Origin of the sequence: Virgibacillus sp. NKC19-3 (assembly GCF_019837165.1) — a bacterium.
Lineage (GTDB): Bacteria > Bacillota > Bacilli > Bacillales > Amphibacillaceae > Virgibacillus_L > Virgibacillus_L saliphilus.
The window spans coordinates 2799686-2814538 of the sequence record NZ_JAGYHC010000001.1 but is presented as its reverse complement, the minus strand read 5'-3'; the positions used below and the strand labels follow the sequence as shown (position 1 = coordinate 2814538).

The window sequence follows — 14853 nt, the reverse complement described above, 5'->3', positions numbered from 1 at the left end:
TTTAGCGCAGTCTCAGAGCTTTTGATGGTGATTGCGCTTTATTATTGGATTGATTTATGGAAAGTAGATTGATAATCTTGTAATGTAAAGAGAACAGAATTTTTAAATGAAAAAGAAAGAGGCGAGAAGTTTTGACGAATATTATTAATATGCAGGGTGTTTCTTGGCAAAGGCAAGGAGAAACGATCCTATCCGATGTGAATTGGAACGTATCTAAGGGAGAACACTGGGCGGTACTTGGGCTAAATGGTTCGGGAAAGACCACATTGCTTAATATGGTAAACGGTTATATTTGGCCAACAACCGGAAATATCAGTGTGTTGGATCAGCAATTTGGAAAGACGGACATTAGAGAATTACGAAAATCAATTGGCTGGGTGAGTTCATCTATACAGGAAAGAATAAAGGGGAGGGAGTTTGCCGAAGATGTTGTTGTTAGTGGCAAATATGCATCCATTGGATTATACGAAGGTCCGATTGAAGAAGACTACAAGAGAGCTTATCAGATTATGGAGCAGGTTGGCTGCAGGCGTTTGGCAGAACGTACATATCAAACCTGTTCCCAAGGTGAAAAACAAAAGCTTCTGATTGCACGTGGACTAATGGGGTCTCCTGATTTACTCATATTAGATGAGCCGACGAACGGACTTGATTTTATATCCAGAGAGGAATTATTATCTACTATCGATCATTTGGCAATTCAAAAAGATGCACCAAGCATTATTTTTGTGACGCATCACATTGAAGAAATATTGCCGGTTTTCTCTCATACACTACTACTTCGTCAAGGAAAGGTCTTTGATAAAGGAGAAAGATCCGCTTTGTTGACAAGCCCATGTTTGTCGGAATTTTTCGATACATCTGTCCATGTTCAGTGGCATAGAAATAGGGCTTGGATGACATTGCAGGATTAGGGACGTGTTTTCTTTTCATGTTGCATTTTTCTATGTTAAAAAGACAAGGGCTCATCTTCGTACCCCTTGTCTTATGCTTAATTAGGCTCATAAATATCCCATGCTGTTTTTAGAGAATCTGTGATAAATTCAGCAACTTCGTCGATGATCAAATTATCTGTTTCCACCTTGGAATGATGTTTTTCATAAATTGGTTGTCTCTTATGAAAAAGCTCTTTGATCTCATCGATATTTTTCCCCTGCAAAACTGGTCGACTGTCAATCAGTAAGCTAATTCGCTCCTGCCAATGTTCCCAGGATAGATCCAAGAAAAATACAATACATTCTGATAAGCAGGTGTCTCTAATTTCCTCCTGGAGGAAAGCCCCTCCGCCAACGGAAATAATTTTTAGTTTTTGCTTGCAATAGTCTATGATTGTCTCTTTCTCTTTTTCACGAAAAGCTTCTTCACCGATCGTTTGAAATATATCAGAAGTTGGCATGCCATACTCTTGTTCAATTACTTCATCGATATCAACAAAGTCGCGATATAATCTCCTGGCAACAGCTCTTCCAATTGAAGTCTTACCAACACCCATAAACCCAATTAAGACAATACTTTTCTCTCTAAGTGGAACTTCATTCATACCCATCTTAAGCCTCTTTCTATTATACTGATTGAAAATAGTATAAGCTAATTTTAGTAGTTTGTAAAAAGGATATTGGTGTAAATATTCAATTTACCTCAAACACGAGTAAATAATTCCTTGCAATATTTATTAAAATTCAGTATATTAATAACACATAATATTACTTAATTTTCATAAAAATAGTACAAGGTTTTTCAAAGGGGGTAAATCATGTCAGACACAGATGTTGTTTTAGCGTTACGTCACTTACATACCCATTTTTTTACAGATAATGGCGAGATTCCAGCTGTAGATGGCGTTAGTATTAACATACATAAAGGAGAAGTGGTGGGAATTGTAGGTGAGTCCGGATGTGGAAAAAGTGTAACGTCTTTATCCGTGATGCAACTAATTCCAAGTCCGCCGGGGAAGATTGTTGATGGTGAGATTAATTTTAAAGGTGAGAATCTTGTAAGCGCTTCAGAATCACGTATGAAAAAAGTGCGCGGTAATGAAATATCGATGATTTTTCAGGAACCAATGACATCACTGGATCCATTATTTACGATTGGAAATCAAATGCGTGAAGCGATTCGGATTCACGAAAAAATCAGCAAAAAAGAGGCGCGGAAAAGATCCATTGATATGTTGAAGCTTGTTGGTATACCAAGACCGGACGCTGTTATTGATGAGTATCCACATCAATTGTCTGGAGGGATGAGACAGCGTGTTATGATCGCGATGGCGATGTCACAAGATCCCGAATTGTTAATTGCGGATGAGCCAACGACAGCACTGGATGTCACGATTCAGGCACAAATTTTGGATTTAATGCGGAATTTAAATAATGAAAAAGATACATCCATTTTATTAATTACTCATGATTTAGGTGTTGTAGCGGAAATTTGTGACAGAGTTGTTGTTATGTATGCCGGTCAGGTTGTGGAAGAGGGCACGACGAGAGAAATTTTGAAAGATCCTAAGCATCCCTATTCCAAAGGGCTAATCCGCTCCTTGCCTAAAATTCACGAAAGGGAGCAAAAGCTATATTCCATTCCAGGCACTGTGCCAAAGCCAAAGATGGATCGGGTCGGTTGCCGCTTTGCCGCACGCTGTGAATTTGCTTTTGATCGTTGTTTCCAGGAAAGTCCGGAGCTGTATGCTTTAGGAAATGCCAGAGCGAGCCGTTGCTTTTTATATGACGAAAAGAAAGCAGGTGAAATGAGCGATGACACGTCCATTATTGGAAGTTAAATCACTGAAAAAATACTTTGATATTAAAGGTGGCGTTTTTGGAAGAAAAATCGGGGAAGTAAAAGCGGTGGACGATGTTTCATTTTCTGTCAAGGAGGGGGAGATTTTAGGTATTGTTGGTGAATCCGGTTGCGGGAAATCAACCACAGGTAAATCGATCCTAAGATTAATTGAACCAACAGAAGGGGAAGTCACATTCGAAGACCGGGACATAACCGGTTTAAACATGGAGGAAATGCGTCAATTAAGACGTAATATGCAGATTATCTTCCAGGATCCTTATGCTTCTCTGAATCCAAGGCATACAGTGGAAAAAATAATAAGTGAACCCTTATTAATCCATGGGGTTACTTCTGCTAAAGAGCGGAACGAGCGTGTGAGAGATTTGCTAGAGGTAGTTGGTTTGAGCCCGTATCATGCTTCCAGGTACCCTCATCAATTTAGTGGAGGACAGAGGCAGCGAATCGGGATTGCACGTGCATTGGCGAATAATCCGAAATTGATCATTTGTGATGAACCTGTTTCTGCTTTGGATGTATCTGTTCAGTCCCAAATTCTGAATTTAATGGAAGAACTTCGTAACACGTTTCAGTTAACGTATGTTTTTATCGCGCATGATCTAAGTGTTGTAAAGCATATTAGTGACCGGGTTGGAGTGATGTATTTAGGTAGGATGGTTGAGTTAACTGCGAAGGATGCCTTATATGATGATCCGAAACATCCATATACTCGGGCGCTTTTATCGGCAGTACCTTCACCGGATCCGGATATACCAAGAGATCGGATTATACTGGAAGGAGACGTACCAAGTCCTTCTAGTCCGCCTGCTGGCTGTTCATTCCATACCAGGTGTCCACATGCGATGGATATTTGCAAAAAAGTTAGGCCATCGTTTGAGGAAATTGAGGATAATCATTTTGTTGCATGTCATCTCTATAGGGACGTGCAATGAGATTTATCAATTATAGAAACAAGGGGGAAAAGGTATGAAAGTAAAATTTTCGTTTTTGCTTGCACTGATGTTTGCATTTTTCTTGGTGCTTGCGGCATGTAGTGGTGATGGGGGAGCAGACTCAGCTTCTTCGGAAGAAGAAGGGGAAGCAGGTGCCGCTGAGGAAAATGGTGATAGCGCCCAGGAAGAAGGGGTTGAAGGGGGCACCGGAGCAGATGGAGAACAGGTTCTTGTATTCGCACGGGGAGGGGATTCCGAAAGTTTAGATCCGGGAAGTACGGAAGACGGTGAATCGTCCCGCGTAACGAAACAGGTTTTGGAAACTTTACTGAATTTTGAGGAAGACTCATTTGAGTTAAAACCAGGGTTAGCACATGATTGGGAGGTCTCTGATGACGGATTAAACTATACTTTCTATTTGGAGGAAGGAGTCACTTTCCATGATGGAACGGATTTTAATGCAGAAGCTGTAAAGACGAACTTCGAGCGTTGGGCTGATCCGGAACATGAATATGCCTTTACAGATGATAATTATGTGTATTCCATGTATGGAACGATGTTTGGTGGTTATCAAGGAGATGATGGACATGTTATTGATGAAATTAATGTCGTAGGTGATCATGAAATCGAATTCGTTTTATCACAGCCATTAGGTTTTTTCCTACAAAATATGGCAATGACTTATTTTGGAATTACGTCACCAGCAGCGTTTGAAGAGTATGGCGCTGAGATTAACGAAAACCCAATAGGAACCGGTCCGTTTCAATTTGTCAGCTGGAGCAAGGATGATTCCATTATCCTGGAGAAATTTGAAGATTATCGTGTAGATGGTCTGCCGAAATTGGATCAAGTCGTTTTCGAAGTGATACCAGATAATGCGGCTCGTTTAATTGCGCTTCGCTCCGGTGAAATCGATATTATGGATGGATTAAATCCGGATGATGCAGCAGGGATTGAATCAGAAGAAGGGCTCCAATTGTATACGCGAGCAGAGAATAATTTTGGTTACTTAGGTTTCAACACTCAAAAAGAACCAACAGATAATAAGGAATTACGTCAAGCCATTAATTATGCAATTGATAAACAAGCAATTGCTGATGCCTTATATGCTGGGTATGCAAATGTAGCTAAAAATCCATTACCACCTAGCTATATGGGATACAACGAAGATACGGAAGCATATGATTATGATTTGGATAAGGCGAAGGAATTATTAGCCGAAGCGGGTTATGAAGATGGACTGGAAATTGAATTATGGACAATGCCTGTAGCCAGACCGTATATGCCGGATCCGGAGACAGTTTCTGAAATTGTCCAGAGTAATTTAGCAGAAATCGGAATTGAAGTTACGGTCGTACGTGAAGAATGGGCTCCTTATTTAGAAAAGACAATGCAAGGCGATCATCAAATGTATATGCTAGGCTGGTCAGGAACAAATGGCGATCCTGATTATTTCCTAAGCAGTTTATTGCATGGAGATAATGCAGGAAGCAGCAACAGGGAATTTTATGAAAATGATGAAGTTGACGAGTTGCTGGATCAGGCCAAAAGATCAGTGGAACAGGATGAGCGTGCAGCATTGTATCAAGAAGCACAAGCGCTTATTTCAGAAGATTCACCAATGGTAACATTAGTGCATTCAACTCCTGTTTTAGCAACAACCAGTGACATATCAAATTATGTACCACATCCATCAACGAGTGAATCGTTGGCAGAAGTTGAACTAGCAAATTAAAAATGGTAGGAGGCTGGGACAAAACAAAAGTGTTTAACTAAAAAACGAATGTTTTCAAATGAAGCGTAGGAAATATTCGAATACTCCAGTGGGCATAGGTGAAGCATCTAAAGACACGTTAGCAATCTTTTTTGCGAAGAGTGCTACTTCGCAAAATCACGATGCGCACAAGGAGGCTTACCAGCCGCCCTAAGGTGCGCGACGTATATTTTTAGAAGCGATGTATGTTCGGGATTTATTAAAACACTTTTGTCCTAGCCTCTGTGCTGTTTATACGTGTTCATGTTAGATACATAGAATTGGGGTGAAATGATGTTTGCCTATATTATGCGTCGCTTACTTATGCTTATTCCGGTATTAATTGGAATGACGTTAATCACATTTTCCATCGTACATCTTATACCCGGAAATCCCGCGCAAGTTATATTAGGGGAGACGGCAACTGCAGCAGCCATTGAGGATTTAGAAGAAAGTATGGGGTTAAATGAAGCCTACCTTGTTCAGTATAGTATTTATGTAACAGACCTTCTCCAAGGGGATTTAGGCACTTCACTAAGGTCAAAAGCAGAGATATCAAAAGAAATATGGCCATACATTGCCGCTACCTTTGAGTTAACCGTATTTGCGATGATATTTGCCATCGTTATTGGCGTAAATGCCGGAATTATAAGTGCTTGGAAGCAGAATTCCTGGTTTGATTTTCTCGCGATGCTGTTTGCGCTTGTAGGCGTTTCGATGCCGATTTTTTGGTTGGCATTAATGGAGCAATGGGTTTTTGCCCAGGAACTTAGTTGGCTACCAGCATATGGTCGGGAAAACAGTAAGGATCCAATGGCATCGATTACGAATTTTTATGTGTTAGACTCTCTCATCCATTTGGACTTCGGACGAACGCTTACGATTTTAAAACATTTGGTACTGCCAAGTATTGCCTTAGGTACGATTCCAATGGCCATTATAGCTAGAATGACACGTTCCAGTATGCTTGAGGTGATGAATTCGGACTATATCCGAACGGTTCGTGCAAAAGGGTCAGGGCAATTTTTGGTTATTTACAAGCATGCATTGAAAAATGCCATCATTCCTGTACTAACTGTCATTGGCTTGCAAACGGGAGTTCTTTTGGGTGGGGCAATTTTAACGGAAACCATTTTTAGCTGGCCTGGTATTGGAAGGTATGTGTATGAAGCGATCAATTATCGTGATTATCCGGTTATTCAATCAGGTATACTCGTCATTGCATTTATCTTTGTCATCATTAATCTAATTGTTGATTTACTTTATAAATTTATTGATCCAAGGATTAACTATTAAGGGGTGTTAGGATGGAAGCTAAGGAAAAGGAAAAACAATTGGAGCAGCAGGTAGCAACCCCCGAAAGTAATCAGCAATTTGATACAGAGGAAATAGAGGCGATTTCTCCCTGGAAAGATACATTGAAACTCTTGAGGAAAAATCGTTTTGCGTTTGCGGGGTTAATTATTATTGTATTGTTTATCGTATTAGGTTTGTTTGCACCACTTTTCACCTCTCATGGTATGGCAGAACAGAATCTTGTCAATCGATTGCAACCACCATCCGCACAACATTGGCTGGGAACAGATGACCTTGGCAGAGATATTTTTACAAGAATTGCCTATGGGGCGAGGGTTTCACTTCAAGTTGGATTCTTCGCAGTAACAGGTGCACTTGTGTTCGGAACATTACTGGGAATAATAGCAGGGTACTTCGGCCGCTGGGTTGATATGTTGATATCACGAGTATTTGATATATTACTCGCGTTTCCTAGTATTCTACTGGCAATTGCCATTGTAGCTATTTTAGGTGCTTCTCTACAAAATGCATTAATAGCGATCGCCATTATTAATATTCCTATTTTTGGAAGGCTTGTTCGTTCGAAAGTAATTAGTCTTCGTGAGGAAGAATACATCATGGCGGCAAAAGCGCAAGGAATGAAGAATGGGCGAATTATTTTTCATCATATATTGCCAAACAGTGCCGCACCTATTATTGTCCAATCAACGCTTGGATTTGGTACAGCGATTCTGGATGCTGCAGCTTTAGGTTTTCTTGGGCTCGGAGCTCAGCCACCTACACCAGAATGGGGGAAAATGCTTGCAGACTCCCGTGACTTTATCCAGCTGGCTCCATGGACGTTAATTGTGCCCGGAGTGGCTATTATGTTAGTGGTGCTAGGGTTTAATTTAATAGGGGATGGGTTGAGAGATGCGCTTGATCCAAAGATGAAGCGTTGAGTAGATGGGGAAATAGATAATAGGGCTGGGATAAAAAAGTGGTTAACTAAAAAACGAACATTATTAGCGTAGAAGAAAGAGGATTGGGGAGTATTAACTGCACTCCCTTCCCTGTTAAAAATCCTTTTGTCCGGGCCACGCATATATGGGATACAATGATTAATGCGTCTCCAGTTTCGTGGCTTTATGGACAGCTGACTAGCTTAATTACCTGAGTGGATAAAGGAAGTTCCTTGCCTAATTTTCACTTTCCGCTTGTTCCTCTTCACTTGCTCCTTCTCCCACTGTAACTTCTTTCTTTGGCATGGTATGCTGTGTTCTTGCGGTTACATGTGCATACATTTCATAAACGCCATCTTGTTCAAAAGCTGTTTCTGCTGTATAGGTTCCATCCTCGTTATTTTCAGCTTCTAGCATTGTACTGTCCTCTTCATTTCCAGCTTCCCAAAATTCAAATACAACTTCATCAGCATCTGCCACGTCTTCTTCGCCATAGGTGACGTTTGCTTTCATTTCGATTGTTTCATCCACATCAGCAGTTTCGGGAACGTCAAATTCTACTTTTAGTTCATGTAATTCTTCTTCAGAGTCTCCTTCGACAGCTTCTTCCGTGCTATCATCACTCCCACATGCAGAAAGAAGGGTGAATGCTAATATTACCGTTAGTAACCAGATTTTTTTAGATATATGTATCATCTCTATCTCCCCCAATTTTATTTATATTTCATACAAACCTAGGTACAGTATAACATGTGAATTTCGATGCGTGGTGAACAATACGTGAACTTTATGAGAAGATAAGAAGAATTAAAATTATCCGACCTGTATAAGTGTATAGGGGACATTCATATTAAAAGGTTTACGCTGAGCGGTTTTCGAATTAAATTTGTCCTCATTCTATATTTTCGAATGGTTCTTTGGTAAAATTTCCATAATAGGATTAATACAAGGGGGCGTTATGATGAAACTAGTAAGCTACAAATTCAAGCAAGACCCGGGACATTTTAGAGTAGGGTGGATCGTAAACGATAGCGTGTATGATATACAGGAAGCTTATCGTCAATTATTGATTTATAAACAGGAGAAGGATCTAGTGAACCAAATTGATACCATTCTACCAGCAGATCCAGATGATTTTTTCTCGATTGGAAAGCGGGCTATTGACAGGGCAACAGAAGCTTATCATTATATTATGGTAAGCGATCGTCCCTTCCACTTTCTTCATCAAGAAGAGCTGTGTTTCTCCACTCCGATCTCAAGCCCATCAAAGGTCATATGTGTTGGGAAGAACTACGGGGATCATGTTGCTGAAATGAAAGGAGAAGTACCAGAGTTTCCTGTGCTTTTTGCTAAGTTTAACAATGCGCTTATTGGTCCGGAAGATATGATTGAAAAACCGGCTGCTACAAACAAACTGGATTATGAAGTCGAGTTAGCTGTTGTTATTGGCAAAGAGGCAACGCGTGTTAGCAAAGAAAACGCGTTGGATTATGTCGCCGGCTATACAATTGGAAATGATATTTCTGCTCGTGATTTGCAGAAAAGGACGCCTCAGTGGCTGCAGGGAAAAACGTTAGATCGAAGTACTCCCATTGGACCATGGGTAGTTACTCCTGAAGAGGTTGCAGATCCTTCTGACTTAACTGTTCGCTCCTATGTAAACGGAGAGGAACGTCAATCCTCCAATACCCGTCATTTCATTTTCGATGTTCCTTATTTAATTGAATTTATTTCGAATTTAATGACCTTGAAACCAGGAGATATCATTTTAACAGGAACTCCCGATGGCGTGGGATTCGCTATGGATCCACCCCAATTTTTAAATGATGGCGATGTCGTTACGATGGAAATTGAAGGAATAGGACAGATGGAGAATATGGTTAAGAAAATGAAAGAATAGAGGGAGAGGGCTCGTCATTGGATGAGCCTCCTCCTTTTATAAACTACTGATAAACACATCTAATTCCCAATTGAACTTCTCTGTTTCCTCTAAACATAAAAGATGACTGCTATTTTCGGGTCAACACCAAAATCTATGGCTAAAATATATGAATAAATATGGTAAGGACAACTGGCTAGCGGAGGAAAAACACGAAGACTCCTACGGAAAAGCGAAGAGCAGGCCTGAGCAGGGAAAAAGTGAACTCACTTTTCCGAGGAGATGAGCTCGGAGCCCGCGGAAGCGTAGTGTTTTTCCGGAGCGGCCACTTTCTGATTTGGCAACCACAGATTTTGGTGAAGAGCCCTATTTTCAAAAGCTATTAATTTTGAATCAGGTATTCGTTCTTGAATGTATTCACCGGCTGTTACTCATTCATATTAATTGCTGCTCTAGCTAGTCTATCTGCATGTTTATTTTGCTTTTCCGGGATCCATTTCATAAAGAAATACGGAAATGTACTTGCGTCTTTGCGTACTTTTTCCAGCAATGGAAGAAATGTATTGTTTCTTGTAAAGCCATTTTCAATGATGTCCACAACTGTTCTAGAATCAGAGCGAAAGGATAATATTTCACTGGGAAATATCTCTTTGCAAACGTCAAGCGCTTTTATAACCGCATGAAATTCAGCCTCATGATTTGATAAATTCCCTAGTGGAAAGGAATATTCATAATTATGTTTGCCAGCTTTTATAAAAATCCCCGCTCCGCTTAAACCAGGATTCCCACGCGATGCCCCATCTGTGTATACTTCAATCAATTGTGTGACGCTCCTTCATGATACAAGAATAATATGTAAAGATAATCTTATCACTATTATAATTGAAAGAAAATCATCTTGAAATACCGCTAAATTTGCGATATTTTTAAATTGTTATTTTTATTCGTTAGATGTTAAGGAGTGAGTTTAGGTGGAATTTACTTTTCCAGTACTATTATTGATCGTTATCATGTATCTACTGCACCGAATAGATAAATTAGAAGGTCGTATCAAAGGGATGCGATATAGGTTGGATCAGGTGGCAAAACAAGTAGATGTACCTGAACCCCCAATCAACGATGAATTACGTGAACTCATCAAAGAAGGAGAAGAGGTACGAGCTGTTAAAGAGGCGAGAGAAGCATTAGGACTATCACTTGTAGAAGGAAAGCAATATGTAGATGCGTTGAAACCTGAAGATTAGGACTTGGATCATATTTTATCTTTTTTCATCAGTGACAGGGCGGTGCATGTGTGGGATAATAGGGGTGAGGGCGCTTTATTAGGGGTGATAAAATGAAGCCAAGTCTTGTCCAAGAACAGAAATTACAATGGAAAATGAATCAATCGCTTTTGCAAGCGATTCATATTCTTCAGTTTGATAGTGTTGAACTAATTGATTATATCAAAGAGGTGGCTAAGGAAAATCCGCTGATAGAAGAGGTTCATTATGATTACAATATGGCACAATACAGAACTGAGAATGCCAACTCCCCTGAAATAGGCGAAATGAACCAAACTGAGTTGACCATGTATGATCATTTAAAGAATCAGCTGTATACGTTGGAGATATCGGAGGAACTAGAGCCAATTATTCTATTTGGCATTGATTCTCTCAATGATGATGGTTATTTAGCTGTCGACTTAGATATCTGGGCTCAGCAGTGTAATACAACAAAGAATATGGTAGAACAGGCTTTAGGCATGATCCAGAAGTTAGATCCCGTTGGCATCGGTGCTAGAACACTTGACGAATGCATTTTATTACAATTAGAACAAATGGATATCCACCAACCATTTATGGAGCACTTACTAAAAGAACACCTCGACTGGATAGCTGAGGAAAATACGGAAAGCATCGCAGCTCATTATCAAATAACTGAAGAGACGGCGGCAAAAATCATTAAACATATTCAGTCATGTCATCCGAAACCTGGAAAATTATTAGAAACGGAAAAGCCTGAATATATTATTCCGGAAGCAACTATTTATAAGGATGATGGAATGTGGAAAGTATCTTTTTATAAATGGAATTCACCAACAATTGAAATCAACCGAACGTACATGGATTTAAAAGTAGAAAAAGAAGCAGCCATGTACTTAAAAGAAAAATATAAACAAGTAGACTTCCTTAAGCAGGCTATTAAATATCGTTCCAATACACTAGAACTTATTGTTAAAAATATAGTGGAGAAGCAGTATATGTATTTCGAACATGGTGCATTTATGCTTCAACCATTGACCCTACGCGAAATTGCGAGTGACCTGGGCATGCATATATCAACAGTGAGCCGGGCAATTAGCCATAAATATGTGCAAACCAATCAAGGTGTCACACCGATTAAATTTTTCCTGCAGCCTGGAGTTAAACAAATAAACGGGAAGCAAACCGCTTCTTTTGTGATTAAGCAATTAATACATGAATGTATTCAATATGAAAATAAAACAAAACCTCTGTCAGATGAGCAGATTAAAAAGAAATTAGATAAGGCGTTTGGTATTAAAGTGGCGCGTAGAACAGTGATGAAATATCGTGAACAATTAAACCTTCCATCATCCACAAAACGAAAATAATGGAGGAAATAGAATGTTAAATGTGATTTATTATAGGAAAGACAATTGCTCCCTTTGCGATGAAGCAAATGCATTGCTAACATTGCTTCAACATGATTATGCCTTTACGGTAGAAGAACGAGACATCTATACAAATGATACTTGGCTGGAAGAATATCAGCTTTTAATTCCATATGTAAAAATAATTGAAACGGAATTGGATGGTGAGCAATTGAATATTGACACATTGGAGAAAGCAATAAGAGAAAATGTATAATAGAAGGAGTTGTGGGAGGGAGAAGCGTCTTACATAGAGATAAATGAATTAAAGTAGAACAAAAACAACCCGAAACATCAGCCCTAAACCAACCACAATCCTCCTCATCATCAACTTCAAAAATCCCACTGCTTAATAGTTGTCTATTTCCCACATTATGTTATAATAAAAGTATAGCAAGAAGGTAAATTTTTTTAGCCGCACTGGGACATAATATAACCATCCGGGACGATTATGTCCTACCGATAAAAAGGAGTCTTTTCATGAGAGACTTGATTGATTTGCAGAAAAAATTAGTACCTGATCTGTTAGATGTTATGCAACAAAGGTATTCTATTCTGCATAGTGTAGATCTTTTTCAACCAATTGGGAGAAGGGGGCTTGCGGAAAATACAAACTTAACAGAGCGTACTGTACGTGGAGAGGTCGACTTTTTGCAAGATCAAGGCCTTATCCAAGTGACAGGTAAAGGTATGTATATGACGAAAGAGGGCAAGTTAAGCCTGGAACAATTAGCTGAATTTATGAATGAGGTAATGGGCTTAAGTGTTTTAGAATCACAACTCAAGGATAAATTACAAGTAGGGAATGTTATTATTGTTCCTGGAAACAGCGATCATTATGATTGGATAAAGCAGGAAATGGGGAAATGCTGCGCTGCTTTTCTAAAAAAAATCGTCCAGCCAAGCAGTACGATTGCAGTGACAGGTGGTACAACCATGGCTGCACTGGCAAATGTGATGCCCTCGTTAAATAAGGAAAATAATTACTTATTTGTTCCAGCTCGTGGTGGCATTGGCGAAAAGGTAGAAATTCAAGCAAACACCATTGCTGCGGAGATGGCGAGGAAAACAAATGGCGATTATCGACTCCTTTATGTCCCGGATCCTTTAAGCGAATCTGCGTATCAGACGATCATCAATGAACCCTCCATCAATGAAACATTGCAGCAAATAAGAGGTGCAGACATTGTATTACATGGTATTGGTGATGCATTGACAATGGCGGCGCGAAGAAAAACAAAAGAGGAAGTTACTGCAAAATTAAAATTAAACAACGCTTCGAGTGAAGCATTTGGTTATTATTTTGATAAAGATGGAAATGTGGTTCATAAGGTGAGAACAGTTGGTATTCAATTAGAAGATCTAACCTCAATTGATTACGTCATCACAATAGCTGGTGGCAAATCAAAGGGACAGGCAATAGCATCTTATTTTCAGCAAGGGAGTAGCAATCTGCTCATTACAGATGAAGCAGCTGCAGAAGAGATTTTAAGGGGTACATTACCTCTTTAAATATAAATATTTTAACACATGGAGGAATTTACATGACAGTAAAAATAGGTATTAACGGTTTCGGAAGAATTGGACGTAATGTGTTCCGTCAAGCATTAAAAAATGATGATGTAGAGGTTGTTGCAGTAAATGATTTAACAGATGCTAATATGCTGGCACATTTATTGAAATATGACTCTGTCCATGGCAGATTGGAAGATGAGGTAACGGTAAACGGTTCGAATCTCGTCGTTGATGGAAGTGAAATCAATGTATTATCCGAGCGTGATCCTGCAAATCTAGGTTGGGGAGATCTTGGCGTAGAGGTTGTTATCGAATCTACTGGTCGCTTTACACAACGTGATGATGCGAAGAAGCATATTGATGCTGGAGCGAAAAAAGTAATTATTTCAGCACCTGCTAAAGAAGAAGATCTAACCATGGTTATGGGAGTAAACGAACAGGATTACGATCCAAGCAAACATCATGTAATATCCAATGCATCATGTACGACTAACGGCATCGCACCACTTGCCAAAGTACTTCATGAGAAATTTGGTCTAAAACGCGGGTTAATGACAACTGTTCACTCTTATACCAATGATCAGCAAATTCTTGACCTGCCGCATAAAGACTATCGCCGTGCGCGTGCAGCAGCACAAAATATTATTCCAACATCAACAGGCGCTGCTAAAGTAGTTGGTAAGGTATTACCTGAGCTAAATGGTAAACTAAATGGAATGGCGGTTCGTGTGCCAACATCAGATGGTTCATTAATTGATTTAGTTGTAGAGTTGGATAAAAATGTTTCAGCTGATGAAGTAAACAAAGCATTTGAAGAAGCTGCTGAAGGTGAACTTAAAGGTATCTTAGAATATACAGAAGATCCGATCGTTTCTTCAGATATCGTTGGTAACACAAACTCAACGATTTATGACGCGCTATCTACGATGATTCTTGAAGATAATATGGTTAAAGTTGTTTCTTGGTATGACAACGAGATGGCATACTCTGCACGCTGTGTAGACATGGCCACATATATTAAAAAACAAGGTATTTAAGATAACAATAACGACGGAGGAGGAGAAGGTTCCTCCTCCGTTACCTATTTT

General features: G+C 39.5%; 15 protein-coding genes. 12 read left to right on the top strand and 3 right to left on the bottom strand.

Translation table 11 applies throughout. The features are described 5' to 3' along the window. Nucleotides 1-131 precede the first annotated feature (131 nt). The gene (locus KFZ56_RS13690) at nucleotides 132-914 is read left to right on the top strand and encodes an ABC transporter ATP-binding protein (protein ID WP_222642467.1); all 783 of its coding nucleotides are present in this window, start codon (nucleotides 132-134) and stop codon (nucleotides 912-914) included. Between the two features lie 77 nt (nucleotides 915-991). On the opposite strand, the gene KFZ56_RS13685 is transcribed toward KFZ56_RS13690, so the two are convergent. Then, nucleotides 992-1540, bottom strand: coding sequence for a shikimate kinase (locus KFZ56_RS13685; protein WP_375540701.1), 549 nt, complete (start codon nucleotides 1538-1540; stop codon nucleotides 992-994). Nucleotides 1541-1753: 213 nt separating this feature from the next. Between KFZ56_RS13685 and KFZ56_RS13680 the strand changes: the two genes are divergently transcribed. The 5 genes from KFZ56_RS13680 (at nucleotide 1754) to nikC (ending at nucleotide 7718) form a co-directional block, all read left to right on the top strand. Continuing rightward, nucleotides 1754-2776 carry an ABC transporter ATP-binding protein gene (locus KFZ56_RS13680; protein WP_222642465.1) on the top strand — a complete coding sequence of 341 codons (1023 nt, stop codon included), beginning with the start codon at nucleotides 1754-1756 and terminating at the stop codon, nucleotides 2774-2776. After that, nucleotides 2751-3728, top strand: coding sequence for an ABC transporter ATP-binding protein (locus KFZ56_RS13675; RefSeq protein WP_222642464.1), 978 nt, complete (start codon nucleotides 2751-2753; stop codon nucleotides 3726-3728). The genes KFZ56_RS13680 and KFZ56_RS13675 overlap by 26 nt, the downstream gene beginning before the upstream one ends. A gap of 34 nt (nucleotides 3729-3762) precedes the next feature. Beyond that, nucleotides 3763-5463 (top strand): ABC transporter substrate-binding protein, encoded by a 1701-nt coding sequence (locus KFZ56_RS13670; protein ID WP_222642463.1) that lies wholly within the window; start codon nucleotides 3763-3765, stop codon nucleotides 5461-5463. Nucleotides 5464-5775: 312 nt separating this feature from the next. Then, the gene (locus KFZ56_RS13665; protein ID WP_222642462.1) at nucleotides 5776-6777 is read left to right on the top strand and encodes an ABC transporter permease; all 1002 of its coding nucleotides are present in this window, start codon (nucleotides 5776-5778) and stop codon (nucleotides 6775-6777) included. A gap of 11 nt (nucleotides 6778-6788) precedes the next feature. Then, nucleotides 6789-7718 (top strand): nickel transporter permease, encoded by a 930-nt coding sequence (gene nikC, locus KFZ56_RS13660; protein WP_222642461.1) that lies wholly within the window; start codon nucleotides 6789-6791, stop codon nucleotides 7716-7718. Nucleotides 7719-7955: 237 nt separating this feature from the next. Here the strand turns inward: nikC and KFZ56_RS13655 are convergent, their stop codons facing one another. Next, nucleotides 7956-8414, bottom strand: coding sequence for a FixH family protein (locus KFZ56_RS13655; RefSeq protein WP_222642460.1), 459 nt, complete (start codon nucleotides 8412-8414; stop codon nucleotides 7956-7958). Nucleotides 8415-8679: 265 nt separating this feature from the next. Between KFZ56_RS13655 and KFZ56_RS13650 the strand changes: the two genes are divergently transcribed. Further along, entirely contained in the window at nucleotides 8680-9618 is a 939-nt protein-coding gene (locus KFZ56_RS13650) for a fumarylacetoacetate hydrolase family protein (protein WP_222642459.1), read from the top strand. Nucleotides 9619-10024: 406 nt separating this feature from the next. Here the strand turns inward: KFZ56_RS13650 and KFZ56_RS13645 are convergent, their stop codons facing one another. Then, on the bottom strand, nucleotides 10025-10417 hold the full coding sequence (locus KFZ56_RS13645; RefSeq protein WP_222642458.1) for an RNase H family protein: 393 nt from the start codon (nucleotides 10415-10417) through the stop codon (nucleotides 10025-10027). A 151-nt stretch (nucleotides 10418-10568) separates the two neighbouring features. Here KFZ56_RS13645 and KFZ56_RS13640 point away from each other — a divergent pair, with 151 nt between their 5' ends. The 5 genes from KFZ56_RS13640 (at nucleotide 10569) to gap (ending at nucleotide 14802) form a co-directional block, all read left to right on the top strand. Next, nucleotides 10569-10841 carry a hypothetical protein gene (locus KFZ56_RS13640; RefSeq protein WP_309228302.1) on the top strand — a complete coding sequence of 91 codons (273 nt, stop codon included), beginning with the start codon at nucleotides 10569-10571 and terminating at the stop codon, nucleotides 10839-10841. A gap of 92 nt (nucleotides 10842-10933) precedes the next feature. Further along, on the top strand, nucleotides 10934-12211 hold the full coding sequence (gene rpoN, locus KFZ56_RS13635) for an RNA polymerase factor sigma-54 (RefSeq protein ID WP_222642457.1): 1278 nt from the start codon (nucleotides 10934-10936) through the stop codon (nucleotides 12209-12211). 13 nt (nucleotides 12212-12224) lie between these two features. Continuing rightward, entirely contained in the window at nucleotides 12225-12467 is a 243-nt protein-coding gene (locus tag KFZ56_RS13630) for a glutaredoxin family protein (RefSeq protein WP_222642456.1), read from the top strand. Between the two features lie 263 nt (nucleotides 12468-12730). Then, nucleotides 12731-13762, top strand: a complete 1032-nt coding sequence (locus tag KFZ56_RS13625; RefSeq protein ID WP_222642455.1) for a sugar-binding transcriptional regulator — start codon at nucleotides 12731-12733, stop codon at nucleotides 13760-13762. 32 nt (nucleotides 13763-13794) lie between these two features. Continuing rightward, nucleotides 13795-14802 (top strand): type I glyceraldehyde-3-phosphate dehydrogenase, encoded by a 1008-nt coding sequence (gene gap, locus KFZ56_RS13620; protein ID WP_222642454.1) that lies wholly within the window; start codon nucleotides 13795-13797, stop codon nucleotides 14800-14802. Nucleotides 14803-14853: the final 51 nt, after the last annotated feature.

What these genes read in the sequence shown, in the direction of transcription:
- KFZ56_RS13685 (WP_375540701.1), bottom strand. Translation starts at nt 1,540, where the DNA reads ATGAATGAAGTTCCACTTAGAGAGAAAAGTATTGTCTTAATTGGGTTT.
- KFZ56_RS13680 (WP_222642465.1), top strand. Translation starts at nt 1,754, where the DNA reads ATGTCAGACACAGATGTTGTTTTAGCGTTACGTCACTTACATACCCAT.
- KFZ56_RS13675 (WP_222642464.1), top strand. Translation starts at nt 2,751, where the DNA reads ATGACACGTCCATTATTGGAAGTTAAATCACTGAAAAAATACTTTGAT.
- KFZ56_RS13670 (WP_222642463.1), top strand. Translation starts at nt 3,763, where the DNA reads ATGAAAGTAAAATTTTCGTTTTTGCTTGCACTGATGTTTGCATTTTTC.
- KFZ56_RS13665 (WP_222642462.1), top strand. Translation starts at nt 5,776, where the DNA reads ATGTTTGCCTATATTATGCGTCGCTTACTTATGCTTATTCCGGTATTA.
- nikC (WP_222642461.1), top strand. Translation starts at nt 6,789, where the DNA reads ATGGAAGCTAAGGAAAAGGAAAAACAATTGGAGCAGCAGGTAGCAACC.
- KFZ56_RS13655 (WP_222642460.1), bottom strand. Translation starts at nt 8,414, where the DNA reads ATGATACATATATCTAAAAAAATCTGGTTACTAACGGTAATATTAGCA.
- KFZ56_RS13650 (WP_222642459.1), top strand. Translation starts at nt 8,680, where the DNA reads ATGAAACTAGTAAGCTACAAATTCAAGCAAGACCCGGGACATTTTAGA.
- rpoN (WP_222642457.1), top strand. Translation starts at nt 10,934, where the DNA reads ATGAAGCCAAGTCTTGTCCAAGAACAGAAATTACAATGGAAAATGAAT.
- KFZ56_RS13630 (WP_222642456.1), top strand. Translation starts at nt 12,225, where the DNA reads ATGTTAAATGTGATTTATTATAGGAAAGACAATTGCTCCCTTTGCGAT.
- KFZ56_RS13625 (WP_222642455.1), top strand. Translation starts at nt 12,731, where the DNA reads ATGAGAGACTTGATTGATTTGCAGAAAAAATTAGTACCTGATCTGTTA.
- gap (WP_222642454.1), top strand. Translation starts at nt 13,795, where the DNA reads ATGACAGTAAAAATAGGTATTAACGGTTTCGGAAGAATTGGACGTAAT.